This is a genomic window from Sphingobium sp. SYK-6 (genome assembly GCF_000283515.1).
Classification (GTDB): Bacteria; Pseudomonadota; Alphaproteobacteria; order Sphingomonadales; family Sphingomonadaceae; genus Sphingobium; species Sphingobium lignivorans.
The window spans coordinates 835,766-855,009 of sequence record NC_015976.1; the positions used below are offsets into that span (position 1 = coordinate 835,766).

A 19,244-nucleotide genomic window follows, 5' to 3' on the forward strand; every position below is an offset into this window, starting at 1 on the left:
CTGCGACGGCACCCGGGCATCCCCAGGGGGAGGGGCTGCCCGGGTGGCTCGCCGATCAGCTCACCAGCACATTGAGGCCGCGACTGGCCAGCGTCTCGCGAACCTGAGCCACACGCACCTTGCTGCGGTCGAGATTGGTCCCGCCCTCCACCAGCATTGCACGCACAGCCGCAATGTCCACCTGGCGCGGCGTCACGCCATCGCGCACGGCGAGGGCGGCCGCGGTGCCCGCCGCTTCGCCCATGGCCATGCATTCCGGCATCAGGCGCACTCGCTGGTGCGCTTCATTGTCGAATGAGACGGTCTTGCCGGTGACGATAAGGTTCTCCATGCCGACGGGCAGCATGCAGCGATAGGGCAGGCCGAGCACCACGATGGAAATCGGCATTTCGGTCAGGTCATGACCCTTGCCGCCCTCGCTCCCGTCCGGCTTGTGACGGACCCAGCCCTTGAGATTGGGCCCGCGATAGACCTTGAGCGCGATCTCGTCGTCGAAGACCGCGCCGTCGAAGATGTCGTCGCGCGTCAGCGTATAGTCGCCGACGATGCGGCGGCTGTCCCGCACGCCGATCTGGGGCGCCATATCGATGAGATAGGCGTCTTCCATGCCCGGAATGCGCTTCACGAAGGGAAGGAAATCGCGCGCACGCCGGCGCCCTTCGATCTCGGCACCGGTGAGGTCGGCGGCATCGGTCGGATCGCGATCGAGCACCTGCACGGCGTAGAGATAACCGATGCCGCGCTCCAGATTGGCAGGCGTGGCGCCGAAGATCGAGATATGATGGCCGAATGTCCCGGGCAGGCTGCCTTCCGCCTTGCCTTGCGCGACGAGCGACTTCCAGCCCGTGAGATGCACATATTGCGCGCCATCGAGGCGATTGGCGGGCGTGCCCCAGAGCTTGGAGAAATCGTCGGGATTGTCGCGGGCATGCGCTTCCATGCGTCGCCAGTCGACGCCGCCCATGCGGCACAGCATCATCATCGGCTGGGGCGCCTCGCGCGGATGCATCGGCAGGCCGGCGCGCGCCGCGACATCGGCATCGCCGCTCGCGTCGATCACCACGTCCGCGAAAATCGCCTGGCGGCCCGACTTGTTCTCGATGATGACGCCCTTGAGCGCATCGCCTTCCCGGATCACGTCCACCACCGAGGTGTTGAGCAGCAGCTCGACACCGGACTCGACCAGCATGTCCAGCACGACCAGCTTCAACATTTCCGGGTCATAAGCGAGGTTGAAATATTCCGGCAGGAACGTCTCGGGCGCGGCGCCATGGGCGGCGAGCCGCTGCTGCACTTCGCGCAGGATGCCGCCGATATTCTCGCAACTGAGAAACTCGGTCACGAAGGACATCGGGCCGGTTCCGCCGACCACGGCGTTGCGCTCGATGAGGAGAACCTCGGCGCCGTGCCGCGCTGCCCGGATCGCGGCGGGGTAGCCGCCCGCCCCGGCGCCCACCACCAGCACCTGCGTGCGCCTGGCGACCGGAATGGCCCGGGCGGGTTCGATGAATGTCTCCTGCGTCACGACGACTCCTCTATCCTGCTTAAAAAGTAATATCGTTATATCATTGCTCAGGCAACGGCTTGCAAAAGATATTATGGTTATATATTTGACAGGCGAGCAAGAGAAAAAAGAGGGGCACTGTCCATGGCTGAGAGTGGCGATATCGAATGGATCGATGAGCCCGGCCGAACGATTCCGGTGTGGCGCGAGACGGAGGTTCTTGTCTGCGGCGGCGGCGCAGGCGGCGTGGCGGCAGCGGTCGCCGCGGCGCGCAACGGCGCGCGGGTCCTGATGATCGAACGGGATACGACGCTGGGGGGAACCGGCCCCCGATCCTTCGTGACCGAATATCACCAGGCCTTTTTCACCGGTGGCATCATGAAGGAAGTCATCGAGCGTCTGCGGGCGGTGGGCGGTGCCGATCCCGATCTGGAGGACGGGCATTTCGCCGTTCCCTTCGATCCCGAGATACTCAAATTCGTTCTAGCCGAGATCGTCGAGGGCGCCGGGGTCGAGGTGCTGACCCGCACCTGGGTCACCGATGCCATCATCGAGGATGGGGCCGTGAAGGGCGCCATCATCGAGAACAAGGGCGGCCGCCAGGCAATCCTGGCCGATATCGTGATCGACGCCACTGGGGACGCGGACATCGCCGCCCGGGCTGGCGCGCCGATGCAGGACTATAATCCCCCGCAGCCGATGGTGATGCTCTTCCAGATCGGCGGCGTGGATTATACGCGCAGCCAGGACCGCAAGGGCCGCACCGAACTGGTCAAGGCCGCCAAGGACGCGGGGCTGCTCAGCGACGATCTCTATCTCGACAATTTCTCCAATTTCGGCATCGCGCCTTCCACGCGCGAGGGGCAGATGGGCTATATCTATGGGGTGCGCGTCCTGCGCCGCGATCCCTATGATGCCGACGACCTCACCGATGCCGAAATCCGTGCGCGCGAGGGCGTGCGGGCGTTCATCCCTTTCCTGAGCACCGTGCCGGGTTTCGAGGACGCCTTTCTGATCAAGGCCGCGCCCATGATCGGGGTGCGGGACTCGCGGCGCATCCTGGGTGACTACACGCTGACCCGCGAGGATATATTGGGCGGCATCTTTCACCCCGATGATATCTTCAAGCGCTATCACCGCTTGCCGGATACCCCCGGTTTCGTCCGGCACCCGACCGACGGGAGCGAGACAACCGCCGCATTTCGCGAGAAGCTCGCCAAGTCGACGATGGTCACATCCGTGTTCGGCGTGCCTTATGGCTGCCTGCTGCCGCAGACGCTGGAAAATCTTCTGGTGGCCGGCAAGACGGTATCGATGAGCTATGAAGCGCATTCGCGCTGTCGCCAGATCCCGGACTGCATGGCCTTCGGGCAAGCGGCGGGAACGGCGGCTGCCCTTGCCTGCCGCCATGGCGTTTCCCTGCGCAAGGTCGACATCGAGGAACTGCAGGCGCTGCTTATCGCGCAGGGCCAGAATCTGGCCGATGGCGCGATCGACATCACCAAGGCCAAGCTTCACAACATGGTGCAGGATTGAGCGACATGAACATCGAGGCAACGGGGCTGAGGGCCATCGCCGCCAGCCAGGACATCGCTCTTCCCGCCCGCCGGACGCCCGTCTACCGATCGGTGGACGTGGTGGTATGCGGGGGCGGCCCGGCCGGCGTCGCGGCGGCCGTCACGGCGGCACGGGGCGGGGCGCGGACGCTGCTGGTCGAGCGCCATGTGGTGCTGGGCGGCAATGGGCCGCTGTCCTTCGACATCGATCTCGAACAGCATCCGGAATGGATCGCGGCGGAAGTGGCCGCGCGGCTCGAACAGGCCGGCGAAGCGGGGCCGGACCGGATGGGAGAGGGCCGCGTCCATGATCCCGAGGCGATGAAATATGCCCTGCTGGATATTGCCCGGGAAGCAGGCGTCAGCTTCCTGCTCTCGACCTGGGTATCGGACCCGATCATGCGCGATGGCGAAATGCGGGGCGTGATGGTGGAGAACAAGTCCGGCCGCTTCGCTGTCCTCGCTGGAATCGTGATTGACGCGACCGGTGATGGCGAACTGGCGTCGCGGGCGGGCGTCGCCATCGCCCCGGTCGACCAGTCGTCCGCTGTGCGGCTGAATGCCAGGATCGGCGGCATCGATTTCGATCGGGCGCTGGCCGGGCGGCATCAGTGGCCTGCCCTGGTAGCCGAAGCGAAGCGGGAAGGGCGCCTCGCCGACGATCAGCCGGACACGATCGAACTCTATGGGGTGCTGCAGCCGGAGCGGAAAATCGCTTTCCTGCGTGGCCCCCGGATCGAAGGGCAGGGCGGGCGCGACGTGGAGGGCCTGAGCCGTGCAGAGGCTCATCTGCGAAACCTGATGCGGGAATTCCTCCCCTTCCTGAAAGGCGTCCCCGGCTTCGAGAATAGTTTTCTCGTCGATGTGGCGGGCGCGCTCCAGCTTGGCGATGCGCGTCGGGCCAGGGCTTCACGGCCGACGAGCGCGGTCGATGCAGGGGAGCCCCCGGCAGTGCCCGACTGGCTCGAGGGCGACGCGGCAGCGCAATTGCTCAGGATATGTGCGAAACCGGCCGGGGTGGAGCGGCTGCTCATCGCGGAGCGCTGAGACCGGCGGGTCGGTTGCGTATCCTTCGTCTTCCCCGGACGCAGCCGATCCCGGCATGGAGCTTTGTCCCGATCCGGATAGCCGCCTGTCATGACGGCTCGGATCGGGACATCTCCCTTCGGCCCGAACCTTCGGGTTCGGGATGCAAGGGATCAGAAGGAATAGGCGAGGCTGAGGCTTCCGACAAACTGGTCGCTGCTGCCCACATCGGACACGACCGGACTGTTTTTCGCACCTTCGAACAGCTTGCTGTAACCCGCGATTCCCAGCAGGCTCCAGCGGCCGCCAAGGGAATAGGTGCCGGTGAGAACGGCTCCGGCATCGACGAGGCCACCCTTGGGACGATAGGCCGCCAACCCGGAAGCAGCCGCGCCGGCCGCGTCGATGCCGAAATAGCGCTGCACATAGGAATCGTCGCCGAGCGTCGCGCTCAGCATCAGGCCGACTGTGGCCTTCCTTGAAACGGGCAACCGATAGGCAATGCCGGGCTGGATCGTGTAGCCCTTGTGAACGTCGCTGACGTCGAACAGCAGCTTGCTGGTGATTTCCAGCGAGTCGTGTTCGGAGGCGACGCCGGAGAAGCCAAGTCCCACCATGCCGCCGGCCTCCCAGGCGTCGTCGATCCGCCCGAGCGTGCCGACGGCCGCGCTCTTGATGTCCGACGGCCTGCGCCCGATGCGGAAATTGATCGCGGGCCCCAGCAGGACATGATCGATTGGGGAGAGGTTGGCGACAAGGCCGGAGCCTTCGCTGCGCACGAACATCTTTCCATAGTGGACGGAGAATCCGCCGAAGGGTGTGACGCGATATTCGTCGGAACCGACATAATCGGGCGCGACGATCGGCCCGAGATAGACGGTGCCGTGGATTTCATCGCCGGATGTCGCCTGGGCGATCGAGGCCGAGGGAAGGAACAGGTATAGCGGCGCGGCGAAGAGGAAAAAACGCATGGGGTGACCTCGGGATTGTGGACGATCCGCCAGGCAAGGGCATCACGGCGCTCTTCCGAACCGCGTGTGTCTGATTGTGCGACTTGCTCTTGGCGGGGGCCAAAATATCCGCGAAACAGCCGTTCCCTTACTCGCTTTGGACATTACCGGCGTGCCGATTCCCCAGGAGCTTCATCCCCGGAAAAATCCCCGTCAGAGCCGGGCCCAGGCGACCGTCGACGCCATTCTGGAAGCGACTGCTCACATTTTGGCGAAGCGCGGCTATGATGGCATGACGACCAATCATGTCGCCGAGCGGGCGGGTGTCAGCATCGGTTCGCTCTACCAATATTATCCGAGCAAGGAATCGCTGGTCGCGGCGCTGCTGCAGAAGAATGCCGAGGACAATCTGCGCACGCTCCAGCAGGCGATTGACCGTGCGGCGGGGCTGCCGCTCGTCCAGGCACTCGAAGTCCTGATCGACGACTTCCTCGAGCTGCACGCGACCAATCCGCAGCACCATGCCGTGCTGATCGACGGCGCGCCGCAGATTGGCATCCTGGAATGGGAACGCACATCGACGAAGGACAATCTCGGCGTCCTCGCCGATTTCCTTTCCACCTATAGCGATGAATTCCGGCCCGGGCTGGATCTTCCGCTGGCGCTGACGGTGCTCGCGGCCATGACGAGATCCATCTTCGACCGTCTGGTGGTTCATGATCCCGCAGGCCTGAAGAGCGATGCCATTCGCCGCGAAATCCTGATGGTGATCATCGTCTATCTGACCGGGCGCGCGCCCGGCCCCCGAAGCGACGCCGCCGACTGAGCACGCGGCCAAAGGCGAGCCGGACGGCGCCTTTCGATCCGGTCTTGAAGCCGGAGAGTCCGAAATCCCTCGGGTCTGGCGGCGCGCGGGCCCTACGCAGTTATGCGAGTTGTCAGGGCGTCGCCGATCTACCAGCTTTCCCCCGCTTCAGGAGGACAAGCGATGCAGGACAAGGAATATTCCCGACGCGAGGCGCTGCGCGGGGCCGGCATGTCCGGCGTCGGCATGGCTCTGGCGATGGGCGCCAGCATGCCGGGCCTGCCGGTCCATGCGGCGGGTGGCGAGGGGGCCGGCAAGCAATGGTTCGAGCTCGAACTCATGCCCGATCCCATCCTCAATCAGGTGCTCCTCTTCTATCTCGGCGCAGCCTGGCAGAAGATGTCCGACATTGGCGAATGCCTCGAAACGGCGAGCCGCGTCGATGGCGCCGACCCTTATAGCTGGTCGCGCGAATGGCAGACCACGGCGAGGCGGCTGGTCAGGACCGCCGGCGAGAGCCGCAAGGGCGGCCATCCGATCAGCGCGGGCGAGGCAGACATGCGCGCCGCGAATTATTTCATCGCGGCGCTCCATCGTCATCCCGATCCCTGGGCGCACGAGGTGGCGGCGCTCACCCGCGAGGCGGAGCAGGCCTATCGACGGGCATTGCAGGACCTGCCGCTCGGCGCGGAACCGGTCGCCATTCCCTATGAGACGACGAAGCTGCCGGGTTATTTCTTCGCGGCGCCGCGAAAAAAGCGCGAGCGCGCGCCGCTGGTGATTGCATTCAACGGGCGCGATGCCTGGGCGGAGCAATGCAAATATATCGCCGAGGCGGCGAATGCGCGGGGGATGCATTGCCTGATCTTCGATGGCCCCGGCCAGGGCAAGGTCATTCGCCTGCAGGGCCTGCCTTTCCGGCCGGACTGGGAGAATGTCGTCCGCCCCGTCGTCGATTTCGCGGTTCGGATGCCGGGCGTCGACCCGAACCGGATCGCGCTGATGGGTCTCAGCATGGGCGGTGCGCTGGCGCCGCGCGCAGCCGCCTTCGAGCATCGGCTGAAGCTCTGCATCGCCAATCCCGGCGTTCTGAACTGGCGCGACGTGATCCGCCGCTTCTTCGAAGAGGCGCTCGGCAGTGACATGCTGGCCCTGGCGGAACGCAACCCCGCAGCGTTCGACCGCCGGATGAAGGATGTGATGGCGAACACGCCCCTCATTGCGTGGGGCGTCACGGATTCGATGTGGAAGCATGGCGTGCGGACACCCTCTGCGCTCATCGCCGATATGAATCGCTATCGCGCCGAGGACGTCGTGGACAGGATCCGGTGCCGCACGCTCGTCATGGATGGCGAGATGGACGAGTTCAGCCAGGCCCGGGCGCTTTTCGAGAAGCTGAGATGTCCCAAGGACTTCATCCTGTTCACGCGGGAGGAGACTGCCATGCTCCACAATCAGGTCGGCGCGCTCGCGGTTTCGACCCAGCGCAGCTTCGACTGGATCGAGGCTCATATCTAGGCGCGTGAATGGCTTTTCATGCGCCGGCGTCCTGCCGGCCTGCGCATGAGCCGAGTGGGCTGGCGCTTCAGGTCGATGTCGGTGCGTGGACCTTGCGCAGCAGGGCGATCAGGGTCTCGCGTTCCTCCGTCGTGAGATCCTGGAGCATCCGGTCTTCGTGAGTGCGGATCTGCTCGAGCATTTCGCGCAGCTTCGTTTCCCCTGCCGGCGTCAGGCTGAGCGAGAAAGCGCGGCGATCGCGGCGTGCCGTCTTGCGCGCGACGAGGCCTAGATCGACCAGGTCATTCACCAGCGCCACCATGTTGGCGCGCTGGATGCCGAGCGCCTCGCCGACCTTGCCCTGGCTCGTGCCCGGCGCTGCCGAGACCACGGACAGGACGCCGAACAGCACCTGGCGCATGGCTGTCTCCGCGAAGGTCTGCGTGAAGTCCGACTTCATCGCCGATGACGCGCGCCTCAGATGATAGCCGACTAGCTCGTCGAGCGGGCCAAGGGCCGTCATGTCGTCGCTGTTCCGATGGTCGCGCGTCCACCCCTCTGGCGCATGTCTCTCTCCCAAGCCTGTTTTTCTGTCCGGGAAGACCGGTGCCCGGGCGGGCACCGATCCGCACGGATTTTATCGCATGTTTCCATGCCATATTGCCACACATTGTTTTATCATATAACTAAATTCACAGGCCCGCTTGTGCCACTGACCGCAAAGATGCGGCCGTCATTTTTCAGGATCCAAAGGGGAGAGGCGTCATGAGAGTCCGATTGTTGAGCAGCGTAGCGTCCGGCACGCTTCTGCTATTGTCATGGGCAGCGCCGGCCCAGGCTCAGCAGCCACAGGCAGACACGGCCGTGAGCGACGAAGGCGCGACCGATGCGATCATCGTGACGGCGCGGCGAAGGGCGGAATCGTTGCAGGACACGCCCGTCGCCATCTCGGCCTTCGATGCCGAGACCCTGCAGGAGCGCCAGATCAATCGCGCGAGCGATCTCGAGCAGATCACGCCCAGCCTCCAGTTCAAGCCGGCCGGCCAGCTTTCCGGCAACAGTTCAGCCTCGGTGGTCTTCATCCGTGGTGTGGGCCAGCTCGACCCCACAGCCGCGGTCGATCCCGGCGTCGGCATCTACATCGACGAGGTCTATGTCGGGCGTGCCGTGGGCGGCGCGATCGACTTTGGCGACATTGCCGGCGTCGAGGTGCTGCGCGGCCCGCAGGGAACGCTGTTCGGCCGCAACACGATCGGCGGCGCCATTCTCGTACGCACCAAGGAGCCGGAGATCGGCCATTTCGGCGGCGAGGCGCGCCTGCGCACCGGCACGGACAATCTCTTCGAAGGCTTCGGCGTCCTCAACCTTCCGCTGGGCGACACGGCCGCGGCGCGCGTATCCGGCGGCTTCCGCAAGCGCGACGGCTATGTCATTCGCGAGTTCGACGGACTCGACCTGGGCAATGACAACGGCTTCACCCTGAACGGCGCGGTGCTCTGGAAGCCTTCGCCCGACATTCGCGTGAACCTGCGCGCCGACTACACCAAGCGGGACGAACATGGCGCCCCGTTCGTGTTCGCCGGGATCAACGAGCAGGCGCCGGTCGCGGCGATCGCGAGCGTCGCGGCCGGTTGCCCGGGCGCCACCATCCCGTTCGCGCCGCTGACGCCGGGCGATCCGCGCTTCGGCGCGCCGAATGTCCCGCTCATCAATGATGCGCGTTGCGCCAATGATTTCCAGGCGCGCGGCCCGTTCGTGAACGGCGGTACCGCGGAGGTGCTGAGCACGTCCGAAGTGTGGGGCGTGTCCGGAACGATCGTCGCCGATCTGAGCCCGCGCTTCACGCTCAAGTCGATCAGCGCCTATCGCTCGACCGAAGCGCGCGGCATCCGCGATGCGGACAACACGCCGTTCCTGCTGATTACCACGGACGTGGGTGCGCAGTCGGACCAGTTCAGCCAGGAGCTCCAGCTCCAATATGCCTCGCGCAGCGTGAACGCGATTCTCGGCGGCTATTATTTCCACGAGAAGACCAACGAGCGGGCCACGGTGCCCCTGTCCTTCCCGCCGTCGCCGCCCGTCATTGCCTCGCTGCTGGCCGGCGGACCGGGGTCGCGCGACTTGCAGGTTTCGGACCTCAAGACGAAGTCCTTCGCGGTCTTCGGCGAAGTGTCGGTCAAGCCGATCGAGAATCTCGAAGTGTCGGGCGGCCTGCGCTACACGCGGGACGAGAAATATTATCGCGGCACGGTGCTCAACCTGTTCCCCGCGACCCTGCCCGATCCCGACCCGCTGCCCACCACGGCCATTCCGGATGGCGGGCCGCTGTTCATCTATCCGGGGCCTTATGAGCGGGCCTTCTCGGCACTCACCGGATCCGCTAGCATCCGCTATTCCTGGTCCCGCGCGATCAGCACTTATGCGTCCTATGCCCGCAGCTTCAAGTCCGGCGGCTTCAACACGCGCTACAACGCCGCCCCCCCGGGCAACGTGCCGACGCCGTTCGATGAAGAGACGGTCGACAGCTACGAGATCGGCGCGAAATTCGATCTTGGCGATGTCCGCCTGAGCGCGGCAGCGTTCATTGCCGAATATACGGATATCCAGCTGATCTTCCGGCAGGGCGTGGTCCCGCTGCTGTTCAATGCCGGCAAGGCGCGGATCAAGGGTCTGGAAGGCGAGCTCAACTATCGCTCGCGCAATTCCGGCCTGCAGCTCGACTTGTCGGGCAGCGTGCTGGATGACCGCATCCTCAGCATCACGCCGGTGCCGGGCGCCACGGCGACGGTCGCGCCGGGCGACGATCTGCCGTTCACGCCCTCCTTCCAGGGCAGTTTCGGCATCGGATATGAAATCCCGATCGACCGCATGACGCTGACGCCTCGGTTCGACGGCACTTACAACACGAAGATCACCTTCATCACCGGCAGCGTCCCGGAGATCGAGCAGGGCGACTATTTCGTCGGCAATGCATCGATCACCCTGAGTGACAAGGATCGCGGCTGGAAGCTGACCGGCGGTGTGCTCAACCTGTTCGACGAGCGCTACCTGGTCCAGGGCAACGCGTCGCTGGGCACGCTGGGCTATGCGGAGAAAATCTACGCACGGCCGAGGAACTGGTATCTTCAGGCATCCTTCTCTTTCTGAGCGAGGAACCCGAGGCGGGGGCGCTTGTCCCCGCCTCGCTTGAAGGAAGAGGCGGTCTTCAGGCTGCGATCATGCCCTTTTTCCGGTCGCGCCTTCGCGTCGGGGGGCCGCTATCGCCACTGCCGGATCGAGAGCCCCACGCGCATGACCATGCGTGAGCGGGAATGGCTTTGCGGGCGCGGCTGATGCATTGTTTCCGGAGGGCGTTGGTCGATCCAGCGCTGATGGCGCCGGTGACGGCCGATGGAGGGAGCGCGCATGAGGCCACATAAGGAACAGCATCTCGTCTCGCGCATCGGCTGGCTGCGCGCGGCGGTGCTGGGCGCGAACGACGGCATCGTCTCCACGGCGAGCCTCATTCTCGGCGTTGCTGCCTCCGGCGCGGATCGCCCGGCCTTGCTGATTGCAGGCGCTGCGGGGCTGGTGGCCGGTGCGATGTCGATGGCGGCCGGGGAATATGTCTCGGTCAGCTCGCAGGCCGACACCGAGCAATCCGACCTCGCGCGGGAACGGAAAGAGCTTGCCACGGCGCCCGAAGCCGAACTCTCGGAACTGGCCGACATTTACGTGGCCCGGGGCGTCGATCCCGCGACGGCACGATCGGTGGCAGAGCAGATGATGCGTTTCGACGCCCTCAAGGCGCATGCGCGCGACGAGTTGCACATCAACGAAGTGACGACCGCGAGGCCGGTCATTGCCGCTTTCACCTCGGCCGCCACATTCACTGTCGGCGCCGCGCTGCCACTCCTGCTCGCCGCCTTGCTCCCTATGTCGATGATGGTCGCGGGCGAAGCGGCCGGATCGATCCTGTTTCTGGGCGCCCTCGGCGCTGTCGGCGCCATCGCGGGCGGCGCCAGGCCATTGAAACCCGTGATGCGCGTGGTCTTCTGGGGCGCGCTTGCCATGGCTATCACCGCGGGGATCGGTCGACTGGTGGGGACCGCGGTTTAACGACGGGAACAGCCGGACAAGCCTTTCCGTGCGACCTGCGGGCCCGTCCGCTTTCCTAGCCCTAATCCATCCACAGCATATGTGAGTCGATCCGCAGCTTGAGGATGAGGCGTGCAGCGGCGGCGCGCGCGGTGAGTTCCTGCGCGCGGGCCTCATTGGCCTGCCGGTCGGCGTAGAGGCGATCGGCGAGATCGATCGCGCCCAGTTGCTGGCCCCGCGCGGCCAGCGCGGCGCTCTGCTCGGCGCGCGAGACGGCGTCGCGGCTGGCCTCCCAGGCCGCGTGGCGGGCTCGATATTCGGCCACGTCGGCCGCGGCATCGCCGATGATCTCGCGCTCGACGGCGGTGAGTTCGGATTGGGCTGCGGAGGCCTGGGCTTCGGCGCGGCGCGCAACGGCGCGGCGGTGGCCGCCGCCCAGAGGAAGCGAGACGAAAAGGCCTGCGCCGCGTTCCTCGCCGCCCCGTTCGCTGAACAGGCGGACGCCGAGCGAGGGATCGGCGATGCGATCGGCCCGGGCGCGCTGGGCAAGCACGGACTCGCGCGCCGCTTCACCGCTCGCGGCGGCAATCTCGTGGCTGCGTTCGACGATCAGCGTCTGCAACTCGCTAAGCTCCTCGGCCGATGCGACGGGCGCCAGGATGCCGGGGGGGTCGATCGGCAGAGGCAGGTCCGGGAAGCGGCTGCCGAGCAGTGCGCGCGCCCGGTCGCGCATGGCTGCCGCATCGCCGCGCTGTGCCTGGGCAAGCGCCAGCGCCGCTTCGGCCTGCTGGAGATCGAGCTCGGCGGCGTCCCGCGCGCGGACGCGCCTGCGCGTGCCGTCCACCAGCGCCTGCTGGGTCTGCACCAGCGCCCCGGCATTGCGATGCAGCTCCGCAGCCAGCAGCCAGTCGTACCACAAGCTGCCCAGCGTCAACGCCGCATGATGGCGCACATCCTCCATCCGGTCCTGGGCGATCTCGACGCCGAGCGCGCCCGCGCGCCTGTCCAGCGCCGCCTTGCCGGGGAGGCGGAAGGGCCGGCTGATCGTGGCGTCATATTCGGCGAAGCGATCGCCCTGCTCGATGGAGCGGCGCGAGACGGTGCCTTGCGCCGTGATCTCGTGCGGCCCGATACGCATCGCGTCGCCTTCCGCCCGCGCCGCCGTGACCCGGGCGACAGCGGCCTCGACGGTCGGCTGGGCATCGAGCGCGCGCGCGGCGAGCTCCGCCGGCGGTAGGTCGCTCTGCGCGAGCGCCGGCATCGTGGCGCCGGCCAGCAGGAGCCACGCCCATCTCATTCCACACGTCCTCCATCGAGCATCGCCACGGTGCGCCAGCGGAACGGCAGTCGGCGCCGCGCGCGGCGCGCCGTCTCGACAGCTTCCGCCACTTGTCGGGCCATGATCTCCACCTCGACCGCCATGCGCAGCAGCGTACCCGCGACCCGCTCGCCCGTGCCCGCATCGCCGAAATCCCGGCCGAGCACATCTTCGCGCCGCAGGTGGACGGGTGCGTCCAGCGCGTCTCGCAGGGCGGCGGCGATCGTCTGGCCGTCGCTCGCCGCGCAGAAGATGGTCAGCACCAGCCGGCTCATGCCTGCGCCTCCCTGCGGCTCTCGCCGAAGCGTTCATAGAGGATGGGCAGCAGCACCAGAGTGAGCAGCGTCGAGGTGAACAGCCCGCCGATCACAACGATCGCGAGCGGTCGTTGGATCTCCGATCCCGGGCCGGTCGCGAACAGCAGCGGCACGAGGCCGAAGGCGGTGATGCTCGCCGTCATCATCACCGGGCGCAGGCGCCGCTCCGCCCCGGTGCGCACGGCCTGCGCCATCGGCAGCCCCTCCTCGCGCAGCTGGCGGAAATAAGCGACGAGGACCAGTCCGTTGAGCACCGCGATGCCGAGCAGCGCGATGAACCCGACCGAGGCCGGCACGGAAAGATACTCGCCCGTCATCCACAGGGCGATGATCCCGCCCACGGCGGCGAAGGGAATATTGGCGAGGATCAGCAGCGATCCGCGCAGCGACTTGAGCGTCACGTAGAGCACGCAGAAGATCAGCAGCAGGGCCAGCGGAATGACCAGCATCAGCCGCGCCGAGGCGCGCTGCTGGTTCTCGAACTGGCCGCCCCAGACGAGCCGATAGCCGGCGGGCAGCGCGACTTCAGCCGCGACCCTGGCCCGTGCCTCGTCGACATAGCCGACCAGATCGCGCCCGGAGACGAACGCCTGCACCAGCGCATAGCGCGAGCCGCTCTCGTGATCGAGCCGGATCGGCCCCTCCACGCGCTCGATGCGGGCAAGATCGCTGACCCGCGCCAGCTCGCCAGAGGGCGTCGTCACCTGCAGGTCAGCAAAGCTCATGGGATCGCTGCGCACGTCTTCCGCGCCGCGGATCACCACCGGCACGCGCTTCTGTCCTTCCGCGACCACGCCGGCGGGCAGGCCCTCCAGCTGTGCCCGCAAGCTGTCCTGCAGCATGTCGACGGGCATGGCAGCGCGCCCGGCAGCGGCACGATCGATGTCGAGCTGGAGATAGTCGATGGTCTCGTTGGCAACGGTCAGCACTTCGGAGGCGCCGCGCGTGGACTGGAGCACGCGCTGTATCCTGCCGGCCAGCTCCGCCAGCGTGGCGAGATCCGGCCCGAAGATCTTAACCGCGAGGTCGCCGCGCGCGCCGGTGAGCATCTCGGCGACGCGCATCTCGATCGGCTGGGTAAAGCTCGGGTCGAAGCCGGGCATGCCTTCCAGCGTCTTGCGCATTTCCTCGACGACGAAGTCCCGATCGCCGCGCCACTCGGACGAAGGCCGGAGCGTCACGAACAGGTCGGTCTCGTTGAGCCCCATGGGATCGAGCCCGATCTCGTCGGTACCGGTGCGCGAGATGACGCCGGTCACTTCCGGCACTTTCGCCATCAGCTCCGCCTCGATCCGCGTGGTCAGCTCCAAGGAACGGTCGAGGCCGACGGTCGGCAGCTTGGTGACCTGTATCACCACCGATCCCTCGTCCATCGTCGGCATGAAGGTCTTGCCGACTGAACCATAAGCCAGCCCTGCGAGCACCAGCCCGGCGGCCGCCAGCCCGTAGACCAGCTTCTTGCGCGCGAAGGCGCCGCCGAGCAGCGCGGCATAGCGCGGCGAGAGCTTGCGCATGATCCAGGGCTCGCCATGATGACCCGCCTTGAGGCCAAAGGAAGTCAGTACCGGCACCAGCGTGAGCGCGAGCAGCAGCGACCCGGCGAGCGCGAACATGATGGTGAGCGCGACCGGTGCGAACAGCTTGCCTTCCAGTCCCTGCAGCGAGAGCAGGGGCAGGAAGACCAGCGCGATGATGACGAGCCCGGCCGAGACCGGCACGATGACTTCGGCGGTCGCGCGGAACACGACATGAAGGCGCGGAACTGCCTCGTCCTTCGCGTGATTGAGCCGGTCCACGACATTCTCGACGACGACCACGGCGCCATCGACCAGCATGCCGATGGCGATGGCGAGGCCACCCAGGCTCATGAGGTTCGCCGAGAGCCCCATGCCGCGCATGAACAGGAAGGTGGTGAGCGCCGCCATCGGCAGCGTCGAGGCCACGATCGCTGCCGCGCGCCAGTCGCCCAGAAACAGGATGAGCAGCACGATGACGAGCACCGTCGCTTCGATCAGCGCCTTCTGCACCGTGTTTACGGCCCGGCCAATGAGGTCCGAGCGATCGTAGAAGATCGTGAGCCGGGTGCCTTTGGGCATGCTGTGCTGCAGTTCGGCAACCCGCGCATTGATCCCGTCGACCACGAGCCGGGCATCGGCGCCGCGCAGGGCGATGACGAGGCCCTGCACGGCCTCACCCTTGCCATGCGCCGTGACGCCGCCATAGCGCGTCAGGGACCCCGCGCCGACACTGGCGACATCTCCCACGCGCACGATCGCGCCGTTGCGCGTGACGATCGCCATGCGCTCTATGTCGGCCGCGTCGCGGATGGCGCCGACAGCACGGACGATCAGCGCTTCCTCGCCCACAGCGAGCCGGCCCGCGCCATCGTTGCGATTGCCGCGCTCGATGGCGTTCCTGAGATCATCGACCGAAAGGCGCGCCGCCGCCAGTGCCACCGGATCGGGCCGCACTTCATATGTGCGGACATGCCCGCCCAGCGCATTCACGTCCGCGACGCCCGGCACGGTGCGTAAAGCAGGGCGGATCGTCCAGTCCAGCAGCTCGCGTTTTTCCGTGAGCGACAGGGGGCCGTCGATCGTGAACATGAAGACGTCCGAGAGCGGCGTGGAAATGGGCGCCATGCCGCCGGTCACGCCCTCGGGCATGTCGGCCATCACGCCGGCCAGCCGCTCGCCGACCTGCTGGCGCGCCCAGTAGATGTCCGTGCCATCGGTGAAATCGATGGTGATGTCGGCAATCGCGTATTTCGCCGTCGAGCGAAGCACGGCCTGATTGGGCAGGCCCAGCATCTCCAGTTCGATGGGCGCGATCACGCGCGTCTCGACTTCCTCGGGCGTCATGCCCGGTGCCTTGAGAATGATCTTGACCTGCGTCTGGGCGATGTTCGGGTAGGCATCGACCGGCAGCGAGGCATAGGCAAGGGCGCCCAGTACGCCGACGGTGAGCGTCAGCGCCAGCACGAGCAGGCGGTAGGAAAGCGACCAGGTGACCAGCGCGCGCAGCATCAGTCCTGCCCCGCAATCGCCTTGAGTTCGCTCATGCCGGCGACGGCGATCTGCTCGCCCGGCCGCAGCCCCGCGCGGACGAGCACGCGGCCGTCCGCCTGGTCGCCAACCGTCACCGGGCGCACCGCGACGCCTTGCGGCGTGCGCACGAACAGGCTGGGTTTGCCGTTCACATCCAGCACCGCGCCGGCGGGGACGAGGAATGTGCCGGCCGGTGCCGGGGCCAGGATAGTGATAGGCAGGGCGCGACCGGAGACGATGCCGGGCCCGGGAGGAATGCGAGCGCGCAGCGTGGCTGAGCGGGTCTGGGGATCCAGCACCGTGCCGACGCTGGTGATCTCGCCGCGTATGTCGCCGGGCAGGCGCACGCCCATGCCGGTGCGGACCTGTCCCAGCAGGCGCTCGGGCAACTGGGCGGTCAGCTCATAGCGGCTCGCAGCGTCGATCACATAGGCAGCGGTCGATTCGCTCACGGGGCTGCCGGTCTGGATGGAGGCCGTGGTGATCCGGCCCGCAATGGGGGCGGTCAGCGTGTAGCTGCCTTGTCCGGGCGAGCCGTTGACGAGCCGGACGATGCGCTTCTGCTCGTTCAATTCCGCCTGCGCCTCCCGCAGGGCCGCGCGCGCTTCATCGGCCCGGGCGCCTGCGATGACGCCCTCGCGGGCAAGCTGGCCCAGCCGCCGGTCGCTGGCGCGTGCCACCTCGACACGGGCCGCGGCCTGCTCGATACCCGCGCCGAGCGTGAACAGCTCGCGCGCCGCGACCACGGCCAGCGGCTGGCCGGCGCGGACCATGTCTCCTTCGACGACCAGCGTGCGCGTGACCACGCCCGGTATGACGGCCGCGACCGCGACGCGGGCATTGGGCGGCGGCGCCAGCGTCCCGGGCACGGTGGCGACGGGAATGTCGCTTGCGGTCTCGGCAGGGGCGAAGCGGATGCCGATCCGGTCCATCTCCGCTGCGGACAAGGGAAGAATGCCGGCCGGCGCTCTGGGGCCGTCCTGCGCGGCGGCATCATTGCCGGCACTCTCGCTCCCGTTCCCGGAACAGCCGCCCAGGGCGGCAAGCAGCGCAAGCGTCGGCAGGAGCCGGAATCCCAGCATATGAACGTCCCCGTTTTTTCGTGCGGTGCAACATCTAGCTTCGCAACCTGACAGAATGCTGTCAGAAGCGGGGCCATGCGGATCCTCCTCGTCGAAGACGAACCCGCGCTCGCGCAGCGCGTGACGGCCAATCTGGCCCGTCACGGCATGACCTGCGAATGGCTGTCGAACGCGGAGGATGCGCTCGATTTCGCGAGCGATGGTTTCACCGTTCTGGTCGTGGATGTCGGCTTGCCGGGCATGTCCGGCATCGATCTGGTTCGGGCGTTGCGCGCGCGGTCGCTGGCGACGCCGATCCTCATCCTCACCGCCCGCAGCAGCTGGGAAGAGAAAGTGGAGGGGCTCAATGCCGGCGCGGACGACTTCATCGTCAAGCCGGTGCGCACGGAGGAGCTGGTCGCGCGCCTCCATGCGCTGGCCCGCCGCGCCTTCGGGCACAGCGCGACGCGGATCGCTGTCGGCGCCATCGCGATCGATACGGCGAGCGGCGAGGCCTGGCTCGACGATGCACCGCTGGCGCTCACCGCCAGCGAATTCCGCCTCCTGCAGATGCTGGCCTACCGGGCCGGGCGGACGCTGACGCGGCAGGCAATCCTCGACAATCTCTACAGCCTCGCCAGCGAGCGGGACGAGAATGCTATAGAGGTGCTGGTCGGACGCCTGCGCCGTAAGATCGGCCGCGAGCGGATCGTGACCGTGCGCGGCCTTGGCTATCGGCTGGAGGCATGAGCATGGGGCGGGGCCTGCGCCTGCGCGGCAGCCTGCAATTTCGCCTGATCGTCGGTTCGGCGGTGGGGGTGGTGCTGGCGGTCCTGCTGGCCGGGCTCTTCATCGGCAATCTCTACCGGATCCACACCACCGAGCGCTTCCAGAGCGAACTGGACCATCATTTGAGCGAGCTGATCGCGATGACCCGGGTGGACACGGCCGGGATGCCGAGGATCCCCCAGCCGCTTTCCGATCCGCAATTCAACGCGCGGCATTCAGGGCTCTACTGGCAAGTGGATGGCGGGGAGGGGCGCATCGCGCGCTCCGTTTCGCTCGGTGCGGATCGCCTTGCGGTGCATAACGATAGCAGCGCGTGGGAAACGGGCCGGGCGGGCGACGAGATGCTGCTCCAGCGCAGCGCGCGCGTGACCCTGGATGGGCATGAGGTCGTCGCCACGATCGCCTCGGCGCAGGAATTGCTCGAAGAGCAGATCAGCCATTTCTGGAGCGATCTCGCCTGGTCCATGTCCGCGGTCGGCCTGCTGCTGCTCGCTGGCGCCATCGCGCTGGTCCGCTTCGGCCTCGCGCCCGTGCGGCGGCTTGGCGAGGAAGTCGACCGCCTGCGGCATGGCGAGGTGGCGCGGCTCGACCCGGACGTGCCGACCGAATTCGCGCCGCTCGTCGAGCGCCTCAATGCCCTGCTTGCCGCGCAGGCGCAGCTCATCAGCCGCGCCCGCACGCAGTCCGGCAATCTCGCGCACAATCTGCGCACTCCGCTGGCGCTCATCATGGACGAGGCCGAGCAGTTGCGGCTCGCCGGCCATGTCGAGACCGCGGATTTCCTGCTGGGGCGCAGCGCGCTGATGCAGCGCCAGATCGATTATCACCTGACGCGCGCGGCCGCCGGCGGCACGCGCGGCGCTGGCACGCTCACGGAAGTCGCGCCCCTGCTGGACCAGATCATCACGGCCATGAAGCGCCTGCACGCGGGCCGCGACATCGCCTTCGAGGTCGACCTGCCGCCCGGCCTGCGGCTCCCCTGCGACCGCGGCGACCTCGCCGAGATCCTTTCCAATCTCATCGACAATGCCTGCAAATGGTGCCGTCACCGCGTCATCATTACCGGGGCGCCCGGGGGCATCGAGATCCGCGACGACGGCAAGGGCATCGCGGCGGCCAATCTTCAGGCGGTGCTCATCCCCGGCACCCGGCTCGATCCCGAGACGCCGGGCACGGGCCTGGGACTGGCCGCGACGGCCGATCTCCTGAAATTCTCCGGAGGGGAGCTGACGCTCGGCGCGGCGAGCGAAGGGGGATTGTCCGCCAGAGTGTCCTTCGCGGAAGCGCGCTGAGAGTC

Annotated in this window: 15 protein-coding genes; 8 read left to right on the top strand and 7 right to left on the bottom strand. The window is 67.0% G+C overall.

Annotated elements, in window-relative coordinates:
• Positions 1-55: 55 nt before the first annotated feature.
• Positions 56-1,525, bottom strand: a complete 1,470-nt coding sequence (locus SLG_RS03880; protein WP_014075114.1) for an FAD-dependent oxidoreductase — start codon at positions 1,523-1,525, stop codon at positions 56-58.
• Positions 1,526-1,648: 123 nt separating this feature from the next.
• On the opposite strand from SLG_RS03880, the gene SLG_RS03885 reads away from it, so the two are divergent.
• Together SLG_RS03885 and SLG_RS20250 are read left to right on the top strand one after the other, a co-directional pair.
• Positions 1,649-3,040 (top strand): FAD-dependent oxidoreductase, encoded by a 1,392-nt coding sequence (locus tag SLG_RS03885; RefSeq protein ID WP_014075115.1) that lies wholly within the window; start codon positions 1,649-1,651, stop codon positions 3,038-3,040.
• 5 nt (positions 3,041-3,045) lie between these two features.
• On the top strand, positions 3,046-4,107 hold the full coding sequence (locus SLG_RS20250) for an FAD-dependent oxidoreductase (RefSeq protein WP_014075116.1): 1,062 nt from the start codon (positions 3,046-3,048) through the stop codon (positions 4,105-4,107).
• A 152-nt stretch (positions 4,108-4,259) separates the two neighbouring features.
• Here the strand turns inward: SLG_RS20250 and SLG_RS03895 are convergent, their stop codons facing one another.
• Positions 4,260-5,057, bottom strand: coding sequence for a MipA/OmpV family protein (locus SLG_RS03895; RefSeq protein ID WP_014075117.1), 798 nt, complete (start codon positions 5,055-5,057; stop codon positions 4,260-4,262).
• A 151-nt stretch (positions 5,058-5,208) separates the two neighbouring features.
• Between SLG_RS03895 and SLG_RS03900 the strand changes: the two genes are divergently transcribed.
• Positions 5,209-5,862, top strand: coding sequence for a TetR/AcrR family transcriptional regulator (locus SLG_RS03900; protein WP_051003688.1), 654 nt, complete (start codon positions 5,209-5,211; stop codon positions 5,860-5,862).
• A gap of 162 nt (positions 5,863-6,024) precedes the next feature.
• The gene (locus tag SLG_RS03905; protein WP_014075119.1) at positions 6,025-7,359 is read left to right on the top strand and encodes an alpha/beta hydrolase family protein; all 1,335 of its coding nucleotides are present in this window, start codon (positions 6,025-6,027) and stop codon (positions 7,357-7,359) included.
• A 67-nt stretch (positions 7,360-7,426) separates the two neighbouring features.
• On the opposite strand, the gene SLG_RS03910 is transcribed toward SLG_RS03905, so the two are convergent.
• Positions 7,427-7,861 (bottom strand): MarR family winged helix-turn-helix transcriptional regulator, encoded by a 435-nt coding sequence (locus tag SLG_RS03910; RefSeq protein ID WP_148276483.1) that lies wholly within the window; start codon positions 7,859-7,861, stop codon positions 7,427-7,429.
• Between the two features lie 341 nt (positions 7,862-8,202).
• Here SLG_RS03910 and SLG_RS03915 point away from each other — a divergent pair, with 341 nt between their 5' ends.
• Together SLG_RS03915 and SLG_RS03920 are read left to right on the top strand one after the other, a co-directional pair.
• Positions 8,203-10,485, top strand: a complete 2,283-nt coding sequence (locus SLG_RS03915; RefSeq protein ID WP_231848749.1) for a TonB-dependent receptor — start codon at positions 8,203-8,205, stop codon at positions 10,483-10,485.
• Positions 10,486-10,743: 258 nt separating this feature from the next.
• Positions 10,744-11,436 (top strand): VIT1/CCC1 transporter family protein, encoded by a 693-nt coding sequence (locus tag SLG_RS03920; RefSeq protein ID WP_041391716.1) that lies wholly within the window; start codon positions 10,744-10,746, stop codon positions 11,434-11,436.
• Positions 11,437-11,497: 61 nt separating this feature from the next.
• Here the strand turns inward: SLG_RS03920 and SLG_RS03925 are convergent, their stop codons facing one another.
• Genes SLG_RS03925 through SLG_RS03940 form a run of 4 tightly spaced genes read right to left on the bottom strand, consistent with a single transcriptional unit; the run spans position 11,498 to position 17,179 of the window.
• The gene (locus SLG_RS03925; protein ID WP_014075123.1) at positions 11,498-12,712 is read right to left on the bottom strand and encodes a TolC family protein; all 1,215 of its coding nucleotides are present in this window, start codon (positions 12,710-12,712) and stop codon (positions 11,498-11,500) included.
• The gene (locus SLG_RS03930) at positions 12,709-13,008 is read right to left on the bottom strand and encodes a hypothetical protein (RefSeq protein WP_014075124.1); all 300 of its coding nucleotides are present in this window, start codon (positions 13,006-13,008) and stop codon (positions 12,709-12,711) included. Before SLG_RS03930 ends, SLG_RS03925 begins: the two co-directional genes overlap by 4 nt.
• Positions 13,005-16,076 (bottom strand): efflux RND transporter permease subunit, encoded by a 3,072-nt coding sequence (locus tag SLG_RS03935; protein WP_014075125.1) that lies wholly within the window; start codon positions 16,074-16,076, stop codon positions 13,005-13,007. The genes SLG_RS03930 and SLG_RS03935 overlap by 4 nt, the downstream gene beginning before the upstream one ends.
• A complete protein-coding gene (locus SLG_RS03940) occupies positions 16,076-17,179 on the bottom strand; it encodes an efflux RND transporter periplasmic adaptor subunit (RefSeq protein ID WP_014075126.1) in 1,104 nt (367 codons plus the stop codon). The genes SLG_RS03935 and SLG_RS03940 overlap by 1 nt, the downstream gene beginning before the upstream one ends.
• Positions 17,180-17,254: 75 nt before the next feature.
• Between SLG_RS03940 and SLG_RS03945 the strand changes: the two genes are divergently transcribed.
• Together SLG_RS03945 and SLG_RS03950 are read left to right on the top strand one after the other, a co-directional pair.
• Positions 17,255-17,908, top strand: a complete 654-nt coding sequence (locus tag SLG_RS03945; RefSeq protein WP_014075127.1) for a response regulator transcription factor — start codon at positions 17,255-17,257, stop codon at positions 17,906-17,908.
• Complete coding sequence (locus tag SLG_RS03950) at positions 17,905-19,239, top strand: sensor histidine kinase (protein ID WP_014075128.1); 1,335 nt, start codon at positions 17,905-17,907, stop codon at positions 19,237-19,239. Before SLG_RS03945 ends, SLG_RS03950 begins: the two co-directional genes overlap by 4 nt.
• Positions 19,240-19,244: the final 5 nt, after the last annotated feature.